This is a genomic window from Mycobacterium paragordonae (assembly GCF_003614435.1).
Classification (GTDB): Bacteria; Actinomycetota; Actinomycetes; order Mycobacteriales; family Mycobacteriaceae; genus Mycobacterium; species Mycobacterium paragordonae.
Window position 1 is genome coordinate 6,006,873 of sequence record NZ_CP025546.1, and the last position, 13,725, is coordinate 6,020,597.

The window sequence follows — 13,725 nt, forward strand, 5'->3', positions numbered from 1 at the left end:
TGACGCCTCCGCGTCCGGGCCAACTCTACCGACCGCCGCGATACCTAGGCGACCAGAACCAGGCCGTCGCCACCGAGCTCGGTGATGCGGCGCTGCGCGTCCCCGTCCGGATCCAGGGCGGCGTCACTCAGCGCTGTCCACGCATTGACCTCGAAGCTGCGACCGGCCAGGTCAGAGGCGGTGCGGGCGGAGCGGGCCGCCGCGATGAACTCCGCGATCCGGGGGTGGTCGAGCGCAATGTTCATGGCGTCACATCGTGCGCCGGCGATCTTGGCCAGCCGCAGGCTGTTGACCCCGAGCAACAGCGGCGGGCGGGGGGACGGGAGCGGGAATCCGGCCCAGCTCTCCGCCCGATCGGGGTCCCACTGAGCGTCGCAGAGGTCCAGGACGTGAACCAGGTGGCGGTGGCGCTCGCGTATCGAGTCATGCAGCGGGATGTTCAGCAGATCGTGCTCCCGGGCCCACGAGGTGCCGGGTGCGGCACCGGCGCCGAGGCCGAAGACGAAACGCCCGCCGCTGATCTCCTGCACCGAAGCGGCCGCCGCGACCGCCACTCCGGCCGGCCGGTTGGCCGCGTTCACCACGAGGGTGCCGTTACCGATGGTGGAGGTCGCGGCCGCCAGTGCACCGGCAAGGGTGAAGCACTCCAGCATCCGGGTCCCGGACAACATGGCTCCGGAGATGTGGTCGAAAACCCACGCTCTGCCAAAGCCTTCGGCTTCGGCCTGCAATACCTTGTCGCGAAGCTGCGGCCAGGGATGTTTGGCGGCGCTGTAAAGGACGTCGAGTTTCATTGTCTCCGTTGATTTTTCAGTTAGGGACAGGAGGCGATGTAGGCCTCGCACAGCGGGGCGATCAGGGCGTCCAGGACGGCGGCGTCGCTGAGCACCGGCCAGTCCACCTGCGGGGTCCCGGCTGCCCACAGGGTGAGTTCGCTGATCGTGCTGCTCGCCACATGCGCGACCAGATAGGTGTGCATGATGACGGGCCCACTGATCACCGCGGCCATCCTGGTTGGTTCGTCGTCGGTGACCGAGGGCGATTGTGCGGGCGCTCCCAGCTGACATCCGCGCAGAGCGGCTACGGCGGTGCCGAATACCGACGCGGCGAGCGCGCCGCCGCGTGCGGTGTCCCCACGCCAGTGCAGGATCTGGGCATACAGCTGCCACTGCCCCTCCTGCCCGGCCACCGTGGCCCGGGCCGCCACCGCGGAGTTGCGGCTGTCCTGGGGGAACGTCATGGTGTTGCATACCTGCTCAAACTTGAATTGCGGGGTCGCTCCGCCGGTCACGGCGGTGTCGATGCCGGCCAGGGCCGGCCACTTGTAGACCGCGTGCAGGGGTATCGACCGCTGGCCGATCCACGCGCCGCCCGGGATCTGATCGCACACCGGTGGGCAGGTTTCCGGCTCGGATTGTGCGGGGGTAGCGGCGACGAGGGCGATCGCGAAGCTGCCGGCGACCATCATGGTCGCCAGAAACACCCTCAGCTGAACAGCTCCCATCAAGGCACAATCGTAGACATGCAACTGACGCATTTCGGACATTCCTGTTTACTCGCCGAGTTCGGTCAGACCAAGATCCTTTTCGATCCCGGAACTTTCGCGCATGGCTTCGAAGGGATCACCGGCCTGTCGGCCGTTCTGATCACCCACCAACATCCCGACCACGTCGACGTCTCGCGGCTGCCCGCCCTGCTCGAGGGCAACCCGGACGCCGTGCTGTACGCCGACCCGCAGACCACCGAGCAGCTCGGTGAGCCGTGCCGGGCGGTGCATGTCGGCGACGAACTCGCGGTCGGGCAGCTCAGCATTCGGGCGGTCGGCGGACGGCATGCCGTCATCCACCCGGAAATACCGGTGATAGAGAACATTTCGTTTCTGGTCGGCGACGGCGAACACCGCGCCCGGTTGATGCATCCCGGTGACGCGTTGTTCGTTCCGGAGGAGCCGGTGGACGTCCTGGCCACTCCGGCCGCCGCCCCGTGGATGAAGATCTCGGAGGCCGTCGACTATCTGCGCGCCGTGGCGCCGCAGCGGGCGGTGCCCATCCACCAGGGTGTGGTCGCACCCGAGGCGCGGGGGATCTACTACGGCCGGCTGACCGAAATGACCAGCACCGATTTCCAGGTGTTGCCGGAGGAGGACGCGGTCACCTTCTGAGGTGGGCTGGGGCCGGCTGGCGAGCAGACGCCAAATCGCACGATTTAGTGCCAGAGCGTGCGATTTCGCGTCTGCTCGCGCCACGGACCGTCAGGTGATGTCGTCGGCCACACCGCGGCCGGCGGCGCGGCCGGAGAAAATGCAGCCGCCCAGGAAGGTCCCCTCCAAGGCGCGGTAACCATGCACCCCGCCGCCGCCGAAACCTGCAGCCTCGCCCGCCGCGTACAACCCGGTGATCGGGGTGCCGTCGGACTTCAGCACCCGGGAATCCAGGTCGGTTTCTATGCCGCCCAACGTCTTTCGAGTCAGGATATGCAGCTTGACGGCGATCAGCGGTCCGGCCTTGGGGTCGACCAGCCGGTGCGGCGCCACCACGCGGCCCAGCCGGTCGCCGAGATACCCTCGGGCGGCGCGGATCGCGGTGATCTGACCGTCCTTGGTGAACTTGTTGGCCACCTCACGATCGCGCGAGGTGACCGCGGCCTCGACGGTCTCGTAGTCCAGCGGCTCCACATCGGGCAGCCCGTTCATGGCCTCCACCAGTTCCGGCAGCGTCGCGGCGCTGACGAAGTCCACCCCGCGGTCGATGAACGCCTGCACCGGCCCCGGCGGGCCGGACCGGGTCCGCGCCCGCACCAGGCGGCGCAGACTCTGCCCGGTCAGGTCCGGATTCTGCTCCTGACCCGACAGGGCGAATTCCTTCTCAATGATCTTGGCGTTCAACACAAACCACGTGTAATCGTATCCGCTCGCGGCGATGTACTCCAAGGTGCTCAGCGTGTCGAAACCGGGGAACAGGGGCACCGGCAATCGATTTCCCGCCCCATCCAGCCACAGCGACGACGGGCCGGGAATGATCCGGATGCCGTGTTGCGGCCAGATCGGGTCATAGTTGGTGATGCCCTCGGTGTAGTGCCACATCCGGTCGGGGTTGATCACCCGCGCGCCGGCCTTCTGGGCGATGCCGATCATCCGGCCGTCGACGTGGGCCGGCACTCCGCTGAGCATCTGCTTGGGCGCCCGTCCCATCCGGCGCGGCCAGTTCTTTCGCACCAGGTCGTGGTTGCCGCCGATACCGCCGCTCGTGACCACTACCGCAGAGGCCCGAAATTCGAACTTGCTCAGAGCCTTTCGCGACGACGCTACGCCGCGCGGTTCATCGGAGGGTTCCAGGACGGTGCCCCGCACCCCGGTCACCGCGTCGCCCTCCACGATCAGCCGGTCAACCTGGTGGCGATGCGCGAACCGCACGTTGGGCCTATCCCGCAGCTGACGCGCGAAGATCTCCACCAGAGCAGGCCCGGTCCCCCAGGTGATATGGAAACGCGGCACCGAATTGCCGTGTCCCTGCGCGTCGTAACCGCCGCGCTCGGCCCATCCGACCACCGGGAAGATCTTCAGCCCGCGCGCCCGCAGCCAACTGCGCTTCTCCCCCGCCGCGAAATCGACGTACGCGTGCGCCCACTGCTCCGGCCAGTAGTCCTCGGGGCGGTCGAACGCGGCCGTCCCCAGCCAATCCTGCAGGGCGAGTTCGTGACTGTCGTGGATTCCGAGTCGGCGCTGCTCGGGGCTGTCGACGAAGAACAGGCCACCGAACGACCAGTAGGCCTGACCGCCGAGGTTGGCACTGTTCTCCTGATCCAGGATGAGCACCCGCAGGCCACGGTCCACTAATTCGCAGGCCGCCACCAGCCCGGCCAATCCAGCTCCGACGATGATGGCGTCAGCGGTGAAGTCGTCCGGGTTATCCATGGGGGTACACGGTAGTGCCCGCTGCCGGACCGCACCCGCGGAGCGTTAAGCGGCGTCCAGCACCGCTCTGCCGGACTGCCAGCTGTACACGGTGGGCGTGCATTCCTGCAGCAGGGCCAGGTCGACGGCATCCAGCATGGCCTGCCGGGGGCCGGGCTTGCGCAGGTGCCGGGCGGCCACGGCGATCCGCACCACGCCGCCGCGCCGTGCGATCCGGTCGGCGGACAGCACCACCATCCGGCACCACCACGGTTCGGCGAGGAATCCTTCGCCGATACCCAGCACGCGGGCCCGCACCGTGTGATCGCGGACCAGGTCGGTCATTCCGTACGCGTCGGCGACGAAGCGAAAACCGTTGTTGGGCAAGGCCTTGATGACTCCGGGGGAGACGAGCCAGCCAGGTGCCGCGAACAGCCGGGTGCGCAGGCCCAGATGCTCGAGCACCCGGTCGGCGGCCTTGATGCGCAGGTTGGCCTCGTGTGCATGCAGCGTCGCAAACTCACCACGCCGCTTCTTGGTGGCGGCCTCGTTGTAGCCGTGCAGCACCAGGGCGTCACCCTGGGCACGCCGCTCGGTCAACCACGCCACAGTGCGCGGGTCGCGGTCGAGTCGATAGTCACTGCCCAGCCGCGGTGCCGCGAGCAACGACACAGGCACCGACCGGGCATCCATCTGCGCGCAGAAGTCTGCGACGTCGGTCAGTGTTTGCTCGCCGATCCCTGAAACCGAGACGATCAGTTTTCCAGACATATTTGCAGTTTGCCGAGTACAGGTGTCGAGGCGGTGAAGGACACACGGACGGCAGACGTATATCCGCCCTTTGATCAGCTCGAACGGGCCTCCCCTTGAAGCGTCGGCCACAATCCGTTAGATATGCTCAGCAACGCCATGGATAAGGCGCCCTCCGCACCGGCCGACGCCGCGCTGCGCACCACCACCCCGGGAACGTCGGCGGCCCTCGACTATCCCGACAAACTTGATGCCGCCACCCTCCGAGTCGCCGGCGTGTGCATTCTGGCCTCGGTGATGTTGTCGGTGGACACCACCGTCGTCAGCGTCGCGCAACGCACCTTCATCGTTCAATTCGAGTCGACGCAGACCGTCGTCGGCTGGACGATGACCGGCTACACGCTGGCACTGGCCACCGTCATCCCGTTGGCCGGTTGGGCGGCCGACCGTTTCGGCACCAAGCGGCTGTGGATGGGTTCGGTAGTGGCATTCATGGCGGGGTCCCTGTTGTGCGCCATCGCGCCGAGCATCCTGCTGCTGAATGTGTTTCGGGCCGTACAAGGAATGTGCGGCGGCATGCTGATGCCGCTCGGATTCACGATCCTGACCCGGGTCGCGGGCCCGAAGCGGCTGGGCCGGCTGATGTCGGTGTTGGGCATTCCGATGCTGCTCGGACCGATCGGCGGCCCGATCCTGGGCGGCTGGCTGATCAACGCCTTCAGTTGGCCCTGGATCTTCCTGATCAATCTGCCGATCGGGCTGATCGCGTTCTTGCTGGCCAAGTTCGTGTTCCCGCCGGATGAACCGGCGCCGTCGGAGACCTTCGACGCCGTCGGCGTGCTGTTGTTGTCACCCGGGCTGGCCACCTTTCTGTTCGGGGTGTCCTCCATCCCCGGGCGCGGCACGCTGGCCGACCGGCACGTCTTGATACCGGGGATCGTCGGCCTGGTGCTGATCGTCGCCTTCGTACTGCATGCCTCGCACCGGGCGGATCACCCGCTGATCGACCTGCGACTGTTCCGGATCCCGGCGGTCACCTACGCCAATGTCACGGCGTTCATCTTCTCGATCGCCTTCTTCGGGTCGCTGCTGCTGCTCCCCAGCTACCTGCAGCAGGTGATGCGGCAGACCCCGATGCAATCCGGATTACACCTGATTCCCCAGGGCCTCGGCGCCATGCTGACGATGCCGTGGGCCGGGGTCTTCATGGACCGCAAAGGCCCGGGTAAGTCGGTGCTGCTCGGCATCTCGCTCATCACGGCGGGACTTGCGATCTTCACCGTCGGCGTCGCCCGCCAGGCCGACTTCTCACCGATCCTGCTGATCGGGCTGGGCATCCTGGGGATGGGCATGGGCTGCACCATGATGCCCCTGTCCGGGGCGTCCGTCCAGGCGCTGAGCCCGCACGACATCGCCCGCGGTTCGACGCTGATCAGCGTCAACTTCCAGGTAGGCGGCTCGATCGGGACCGCGCTGATGTCCATGGTGCTGACCAGTCAGTTCAACCACAGCGAGAACATCTCCGCGGCAAATGAACTCGCCCGCCGGCAACAGGAAGCCGCGCGGCGGGGAGTGCCGCTGGACCCGTCGGCGATACCGCCCCGGACCCTCGGGCCCGATTTCACCACCAACCTGCTGCATGACCTCTCGCACGCCTACACCGTGGTGATGCTCATCGCGGTCGCACTGGTGGCGAGCACGCTGGTCCCGGCGTCGTTTCTGCCTCGCAAACCCGCCGCTTAGCCGCCCTGCGCCTTAACGCCCTGCGCCGTCGTCAACAGCCACGAGTACTGGAAAGCGGTTTCCTTCCACCGTTCGTAGCGACCGCTGATTCCGCCGTGCCCGGCTTTCATCTGGGTCTTCAACAGCACCGGACTGCCGTCAGTATTGGCGTGTCGCAGCGCGGCCACCCACTTGGCGGGTTCGACGTAGTAGACCCGGGTGTCATTCAGCGATGTCATCGCCAGAATCGCGGGATACTGCTTGGCCGCCACGTTCTCGTACGGCGAATACGACTTCATGTACGCGTAGACGTCCTTGTCGGCCAACGGGTTTCCCCATTCGTCCCATTCGGTGACGGTCAGCGGCAGCGATGGATCCAGGATGGTGGTCAACGGGTCGACGAACGGCACCTGGGCCAGGATGCCGGCGAACAGTTCCGGCGCCATATTGGCCACCGCGCCCATCAGCAGGCCGCCGGCACTGCCCCCCAGTGCCACCAGTTGCTGCGGAGTGGTCAGCCCGCTGTCGACGAGATGCTGTGCCACCGCGATGAAGTCGGTGAACGTGTTCTTCTTCTCCAGCAGCTTGCCGTGCTCGTACCACAACCGGCCCATCTCGCCGCCGCCCCGGACATGGGCGATGACGAACACCATGCCGCGGTCCAGCAACGAGAGCCGGGCAATCGAAAACCGGGGATCCTCGCAGATCTCGTAGGCTCCGTAGCCGTAAACCAGTGCGGGAGCTGGCAATTCGATGCCCGCCCGGTGAACGATCGAGATCGGCACCCGGGTGCCGTCCGCCGCTTGCGCCCAGTCGCGGCGCTCGACGTAGTCCTCGCGGCGGTACCCGCCCAACACCGGTTGTTCTTTGAGCAGCGTGCGTTCCCCGGTGGTCAGGTCGAGGTCGTAGATCCGCACCGGCGTGACGAACGACCCGGCTCCCACCCGCAGCTTGGGCGAGCGCCAGTTCGGATTGGCCCCCAGTCCGGCCGACATCAGTTCGGAGTCGAACGAGATCTCCTGCGGCTCGCCGTAAGTGCCGTCAGAGTCGAACGGCCACAGCTGGATTCGCGGCAGCGCCGCCCGCCGGTAGCTGACCAGCAGGTGGTCGGCGAAGGCGTCCACGCCGTCCAGGCGGACGTCGTCGCGGTGCTCGATCAGGGTGCGTTGCCGCGTCGGGTCGTCGACCGGAGCCTCCACCAGGGTGAAGTTGACCGCATCCTCGTTGTGCAGGATCAGGAACCTGTCCTGCCCACCCACCACGGCGTGCTCCACCGAGTACTCAACGCCCTCGCGCCGCGGCAGCACCACGGTGAACTCGGCGTCGGGGTCGGCCGCGTCGGCGTAGCGCACCTCCGAGGTGATTGACGACCCGGCCGCGATCAGCACGTGGGCGTTACTGCGGGTGCGGCCCACGCCGAGCCAGAACCGTTCGTCGGGCTCGTGGTAGACCCGCTCGGACGGTCCGCCGGAACCCAGTCGGTAGCGCCACACGGTGTCGGGACGCCATGCCTCATCCACGGTGCTGTAGTAGACGGTGCGGTGGTCGGCCGCCCAGGTGGCCCCGGCACCGATATCGGCGATCTCGTCGGGATAGACCTCACCGGTGCGTAAATCTTTGAACCGCAATGTGTATCGCTCGTCGCCTTTAACATCCACCGAGTAGGCCAGCAGATTGGCGTCGAGGCTCACACTGGCCGCACCCAGGGTGAAAAAGTCGTGGCCCTCGGCTTCGACGTTCTCGTCGAGCAAGACCTGCTCGCCGGGAATCTCGGTGTGCTCGTCGAATTGCGGGGGGTTCCAGTCGTCGGGATCGGTGACCGGGCAACGGCAATGCACGCCGTACTGCTTGCCTTCGAAAGTCCTTGCGTAGTACCACCAGTCGCCGCGCCGGGTCGGCACCGACAGGTCGGTCTCCTTGGTGCGCGACTTGATCTCGTCGAAGATCTGCTGCCGTAGCGACTCCAGGTGGGCGGTGTGTTGATCGGCGTACTCGTTCTCGGCTTCGAGGTAGCCGATGACCTCGGGATTGTCCTTGTCCCGCAGCCACTCATAGGGGTCGATGAAGACATCGCCGTGAAATTCGCGCCGCGTCTCTACGCGTTTGGCGGTGGGCGGCACCTGCGCGTCGGTCATGCGCCGATCCAGTCGTCGAAGCGCAGTCCCGAAATCCGTTCGTAGGCTTCGATATAACGTCCGCGGGTGGCGTCGATGATGTCATCGGGCAGCGGCGGCGGCGGTTCGGTGCCGTGGCGGTCCCAGCCGGACTCGGGGCTGGTGAGCCAGTTGCGGACGAACTGCTTGTCAAAGCTGTTCTGCACCACGCCGGGCCGGTATTCATCGGCCGGCCAGTAGCGCGACGAGTCGGGGGTGAAGATCTCGTCGGCCAGCAGCAGGTTGCCGTCGCGGTCGGTGCCGAACTCGAATTTGGTGTCCGCGATGATAATTCCCTTGGTCAACGCGTGGTCGGCGGCCTGGACGTAGATCTGCAGGGTGCGGTCCCGCAGCTGGTTGGCCACCACGGCGCCCACCAGTTCGATCACCCGGTCGAACGAAATGTTCTCGTCGTGGCTGCCCAGCTCCGCCTTGGTGGCTGGAGTGAACAGCGGCTCGGCGAACTTGCTGGCCTCCACCAATCCCGGCGGCAACGCGATACCGCAGACCGTCCCGGTCGCCTGGTAGTCCAGCAGCCCCGAGCCGGTCAGGTAGCCACGGGCGACGCACTCCACCTCGAGCATCTCCAGCCGGTGCACCAGCAGCGCCCGGCCGAGCACCTCCTCGGGGATGCGCGGATCGTCGGGCGGCCCGGCCAGGTGATTGGGGGCGTCCACGAGTCCGAAGAAGAAGACGCTCATCGCGGTCAGGATGCGGCCCTTATCGGGAATCGAGCTGTCCAGGATGAAGTCGTACGCGGAGATCCGGTCGGTGGCGACCAACAGCAGGTGGTCGTCGTCGACCCGGTAAATCTCCCGCACTTTGCCACTGGCTACATGCTGGTAATCGGACAGAGGGGGTCGCATCGGGTCAGCCTATCGGGCGAGCCCGCACCATTCGGGGGCGAGCTGTGCTGGTATCGGAGGCATGACGAGGTACCTGCCGTACTCCACCCGGCCCTTCCGCCTGTTCGGTCAACTGATCAGCGACATCACCATTTCGCTGTGGACGGTCATCTGGGTGTTCGTCGGCATCGCGGTGCACGACGCGATCGCGACGATCGCCGAGGCCGGCCGGCAAGTGGAGAGCGGCTCCAAGGACCTGGCCGGCAACCTGGCATCGGCGGGGCACGGCGCCCACAACGTTCCGCTGCTCGGCGATGCGCTCGGCAAGCCGCTCGACGCGGCCAGCCAGGCGGCACTGGACGTGGCGGGCGCGGGCCACAGCCTGGATTACACGGCCAGCTGGCTGGCCTGGGTGCTGGCGCTGGCGGTCGCGTCGCCTCCGATACTGGCGGTGACCGTGCCCTGGCTGTTGCTGCGGTGGCGGTTCTTCCGGCGCAAGTGGGTGGTGACCGCCCTGGCGGCGACGGCGGCCGGCCAGCAACTGCTGGCGTTCCGGGCGTTGGCCAACCGGTCACCCGCCAAGCTCGCGGCGGTCAGTGCCGACCCGGTCGGCGGCTGGCGCCAGGAGGATCCGATGGTCATTCGCGGGTTGGCCGCACTGGAACTGCGGGCGGCCGGGATCAGGTTGCGCATGCCCTAGGCGGTCGGCCCGGGCTAGGCTGCGCGCCGCACCTTCAACAGCCCGGCGACGACGACGATCACCCATGTCGTCAGCGCGACCCAGAAGAACACCAGCGACACCGTTCGCAGCGTCGGCCTGCCGAGCTCGGCCGCCGTGGCGGCGGTGGCCGCAGAGTACATGCCGAGCGGGAAGACCATGGCCCACCAGATGCCGGCGAATTGCAGGGTGCCGGGTCGCCGGCTGATCCGTTGCAGGCCGAAGTAGATCAGTGGCGGGATCCACAAGGTGGCGGCCGCCCACGTCACCACGGTCGCCGTCCGGACCGGAGAGGCCAGCCAGCCGGGGGCCAGGCGGTAGACGCTGTCCCCGGCCAGAGTCGCAATGGCCAACCCTCCCATCAGGATCCACGAATCGGGCGCGAAGCCGTCGAGATGCTCGCGTTCGTTGATCGCCCGCCACAGAATCAGCCACGTCATCAGGCCGTAACTGCACAGTCCCGCCACCCACAGCGGCACCGCGGCCCAGAACCATCCGGGCTCGTGCCGCGCTACCTGGGTCGCGACGATCGCCAGCCCGGAGGTGCCCACGCTGCCCAGTTCCCATGCGCCATGCGCCCGATCCCGCAGTGCCGTCCAGGAATTGGCGGCCATGTTGCGTATGGTGAGCACCACCAGCGCCAGCCAGGACAGCGACGCCGTGACGGCGAGTGCCACCACCACGGGTTCGACGCCGGCCAGCCGACTGTCCAGCACGGCGCAGGCCGCGACGAAGCTGAACAGCCGCAGCGTCACGTCGGGGTCGGTGCGGTCCCACGACGCGAGACTGCGGGTCAGCAGCGCCAGGGCAAGCAGGGCTACCAGGCCGGAAGTGGCCAGCACGCCAAGGGTTTCGCTGATCTTGAGGTAGTGGTGCTGGTCCGCGCCGATCGACAGTATCCCGGTCGCCATGACGGCGGCGAATACGTCGGGCGGCGGTCTCACTACCCCGCGTGCAATTCCACGACCAGGTGCCGGATGCCGGTGTGCCGGTTGCTGCGTGTCCACTCCGGGGGTTCCACCAGTCGGACGGCGCCGAACCGCGACAACAGTTCCTCGTACAACACGCGGAGTTCCAGCCGGGCCAGGTTGGCGCCCAGGCAGTAGTGCACTCCCTGGCCGAACCCCAGGTGGGGGTTGGGTTTACGGGCGATGTCGAACTGTGCCGCGCGCTCGAAGACGGTGTCGTCGCGGTTGGCCGAACCTTCCCAGATCTGCACCTTCTGGCCCGCCTCGATCGGCTGTCCGCCGAGCGTGACGTCGCGGGTCGCGGTGCGGCGCTTGGACGGCGACGGCGAGGTCCAGCGAATGATCTCCTCGACGGCCGTCGGCAATAACTCGAAATCATCTCTCAGCAAACGCAATTGGTCCGGATGCTCGGCCAGCGCCAGCAGTCCGCCCGCGACCGCGTTGCGCGTCGTCTCCGCCCCGGCACTGAACAGCAGGCTGAAGAAAAGGTACACCTCGAGATCGGACAAGGCTTGGGCGGCTTCGTCTTCGAGCATGGCGTTGGCGACCACCGACAGCATGTCGTCGGTGGGCTGCGCGCGCTTGGCGGCGATCAACTCCTGCCCGTAGGTGTACATCCGCGACCCGGCTTCTTCGATGGACAGCTGCGAAAGCGCCGCTTTGCGCGAACCACCGAAGTCGAATTGCGGTTCGATCGCTTCGAACAGCCAATGCCGTTCGGATTCCGGCACTCCCAACAGAATGCAGATCATCTGCATCGGCAGCTCGGCGGCGATGTCGACCAGGAAGTCGAACGGCTCGCCGGGCACCACGTCGTCGACCAGGCGGCGTGCCCGCGCCCGCAGATCGTCCTCAACCCGGCGAATCATCCGGGGCGTGAGGCCGGAGCTGACCAGCCGCCGGATCTGCGAGTGCCGGGGGTCGTCCATCATGTTGAGCACCTGGCCCGCGATCGCCAGATCCTGCAGCAGCGTGCCGCCGAACGGGCGGGAGCCACCGGTCACCGAGGAGTACGTCACCGGATCACGCAGCACCTCAAGGGTTTCCGCGTGGGTGGCCACCGACCAGAAGCCTTCGCCATCGGGGGTGTTGTCGGTGGGCTCGTGCCAGAACACCGGTGCCTCGCGGCGGTGGAGGGCGAACAACTCGTGCGGGAACCCGTCGGCGAAGTTGTCCAGATCGGTGAAGTCGATGCCCGTCACCGCCGTGGTCACAGGATTGCCCCGGGCGCGTACTTGGCCGCCTCCGGATGGCGGGTCACCAGTTCGTCCACGGCGGCGGCCACCTTGTCGACCTGGTCGCCGGCCGCGCCGACGAAGGCCTCCTTGTCGGCCAGTGCGGCGTCGAGCGCCGCCCGGTCCAACGGCAGCCGGTCGTCGGCGGCCAACCGTGCCAACAGATCCGGCTCGGCGCCGCGTTCCCGCATGGCCAGCGCGGTGGCCACCGCGTGTTCGCGGATCACGTGGTGCGCGGATTCGCGGCCCATACCCGCACGCACCGCGGCGATCAGCACCTTGGTGGTCGCCAGGAACGGCAGATAGCGGTCCAGTTCACGCTGGATCACCGCCGGGTACGCACCGAATTCGTCGAGCACCGTCAGGAACGTCTCGATCTGACCGTCGATGGCAAAGAAACTGTCCGGCAACGCAACTCGGCGCACCACCGAGCAGAAGACGTCGCCCTCGTTCCACTGGGCGCCGGCTAGTTCGGCGGCCATCGAGGCGTAGCCGCGCAGCACCACCTGCAGTCCGTTGACCCGTTCGCAGCTGCGGGTGTTCATCTTGTGCGGCATGGCCGACGAGCCGACCTGGCCTTCGGCGAATCCTTCGGTGACCAGCTCGTGCCCGGCCATCAGCCGGATGGTGTGTGCCAGCGACGACGGTCCAGCGCCCAGCTGGACCAGCGCGGAGATCACGTCGTGGTCCAGCGACCGGGGATAAACCTGCCCGACGCTGTGCAAAACCGTTGCGAAGCCCAGGAAATCGGCAACCTGTTGCTCAAGCTCGGCCAGTTTGGCCGTGTCGCCGTCGAGCAGGTCCAGCATGTCCTGCGCGGTGCCCATCGGGCCTTTGATGCCGCGCAGCGGGTAGCGGTCGATCAGTTCCCGCAGCCTGGTCAGCGCGATCAGCGTCTCCTGCGCGGCCGAGGCGAACCGCTTGCCCAGGGTGGTGGCCTGAGCGGCGACGTTGTGGCTGCGCCCGGCCATCACCAGGTCGCGGTAAGCCACGGCCCGCTCGGCGAGCCGGGCCACCACCGCCACCCCGTGGGCGAACACCAGTTCCAGGGACTGCCGGATCTGCAGTTGCTCCACGTTCTCGGTCAGATCCCGGCTGGTCATGCCCTTGTGCACGTGCTCGTGGCCGGCGAGCGCGTTGAATTCTTCGATGCGGGCCTTGACGTCGTGGCGCAGCACTCGCTCACGCGCCGCGATGGAGGCCAGATCGACGTTGTCCAGAACCCGCTCGTAATCGGCGATTGCTTCGGCCGGGACATCGACCCCGAGCGCCAGCTGCGCCCGCAACACGGCCAGCCACAGCCGCCGCTCGGCGACCACCTTGGCCTCGGGCGACCAGATCGCCACCATCTCGGCGCTTGCGTACCGGTTGGCCAGCACGTTCGGAATGCTCACGAACACACAGCTTACGGTCGGGGGCGGGCCTGGGCCGAACCGCCGCCG

The 13,725-nt window shown here is 67.2% G+C and carries 12 protein-coding genes; 3 read left to right on the plus strand and 9 right to left on the minus strand.

Annotation, left to right across the window (positions count from 1 at the left end):
- Nucleotides 1-44 precede the first annotated feature (44 nt).
- Nucleotides 45-794 carry an LLM class flavin-dependent oxidoreductase gene (locus tag C0J29_RS26835; RefSeq protein ID WP_120794082.1) on the minus strand — a complete coding sequence of 250 codons (750 nt, stop codon included), beginning with the start codon at nt 792-794 and terminating at the stop codon, nt 45-47.
- A 20-nt stretch (nt 795-814) separates the two neighbouring features.
- A complete protein-coding gene (locus C0J29_RS26840; protein ID WP_174814869.1) occupies nt 815-1,546 on the minus strand; it encodes an ATPase in 732 nt (243 codons plus the stop codon).
- On the opposite strand from C0J29_RS26840, the gene C0J29_RS26845 reads away from it, so the two are divergent.
- A complete protein-coding gene (locus tag C0J29_RS26845) occupies nt 1,523-2,161 on the plus strand; it encodes an MBL fold metallo-hydrolase (RefSeq protein WP_065046960.1) in 639 nt (212 codons plus the stop codon). The two genes, C0J29_RS26840 and C0J29_RS26845, sit on opposite strands and share 24 nt — an antisense overlap.
- Nucleotides 2,162-2,251: 90 nt before the next feature.
- Here the strand turns inward: C0J29_RS26845 and C0J29_RS26850 are convergent, their stop codons facing one another.
- Nucleotides 2,252-3,913: an FAD-binding dehydrogenase gene (locus C0J29_RS26850; RefSeq protein ID WP_120794084.1), complete on the minus strand. Its 1,662-nt coding sequence runs from the start codon at nt 3,911-3,913 to the stop codon at nt 2,252-2,254.
- Between the two features lie 45 nt (nt 3,914-3,958).
- Entirely contained in the window at nt 3,959-4,663 is a 705-nt protein-coding gene (locus C0J29_RS26855) for a DUF2334 domain-containing protein (RefSeq protein ID WP_065046956.1), read from the minus strand.
- A gap of 123 nt (nt 4,664-4,786) precedes the next feature.
- Between C0J29_RS26855 and C0J29_RS26860 the strand changes: the two genes are divergently transcribed.
- A complete protein-coding gene (locus C0J29_RS26860) occupies nt 4,787-6,385 on the plus strand; it encodes a DHA2 family efflux MFS transporter permease subunit (protein WP_065162385.1) in 1,599 nt (532 codons plus the stop codon).
- On the opposite strand, the gene C0J29_RS26865 is transcribed toward C0J29_RS26860, so the two are convergent.
- Nucleotides 6,382-8,499 (minus strand): S9 family peptidase, encoded by a 2,118-nt coding sequence (locus tag C0J29_RS26865; protein WP_120794085.1) that lies wholly within the window; start codon nt 8,497-8,499, stop codon nt 6,382-6,384. The genes C0J29_RS26860 and C0J29_RS26865 overlap by 4 nt on opposite strands.
- On the minus strand, nt 8,496-9,383 hold the full coding sequence (locus C0J29_RS26870; protein ID WP_120794086.1) for a phosphoribosylaminoimidazolesuccinocarboxamide synthase: 888 nt from the start codon (nt 9,381-9,383) through the stop codon (nt 8,496-8,498). The genes C0J29_RS26865 and C0J29_RS26870 overlap by 4 nt, the downstream gene beginning before the upstream one ends.
- 61 nt (nt 9,384-9,444) lie before the next feature.
- Here C0J29_RS26870 and C0J29_RS26875 point away from each other — a divergent pair, with 61 nt between their 5' ends.
- Entirely contained in the window at nt 9,445-10,062 is a 618-nt protein-coding gene (locus C0J29_RS26875) for a hypothetical protein (RefSeq protein ID WP_120794087.1), read from the plus strand.
- Between the two features lie 14 nt (nt 10,063-10,076).
- Here C0J29_RS26875 and C0J29_RS26880 read toward each other — a convergent pair whose 3' ends face one another.
- From C0J29_RS26880 to purB, 3 genes are read right to left on the minus strand one after another with little or no spacing between them, the layout of a single operon-like run.
- Entirely contained in the window at nt 10,077-10,991 is a 915-nt protein-coding gene (locus C0J29_RS26880; RefSeq protein WP_242460558.1) for a tellurite resistance/C4-dicarboxylate transporter family protein, read from the minus strand.
- 32 nt (nt 10,992-11,023) lie between these two features.
- Nucleotides 11,024-12,262 carry a cytochrome P450 gene (locus tag C0J29_RS26885; protein WP_120794089.1) on the minus strand — a complete coding sequence of 413 codons (1,239 nt, stop codon included), beginning with the start codon at nt 12,260-12,262 and terminating at the stop codon, nt 11,024-11,026.
- On the minus strand, nt 12,259-13,677 hold the full coding sequence (gene purB, locus C0J29_RS26890; protein WP_120794991.1) for an adenylosuccinate lyase: 1,419 nt from the start codon (nt 13,675-13,677) through the stop codon (nt 12,259-12,261). Before purB ends, C0J29_RS26885 begins: the two co-directional genes overlap by 4 nt.
- Between the last annotated feature and the right edge of the window lie 48 nt (nt 13,678-13,725).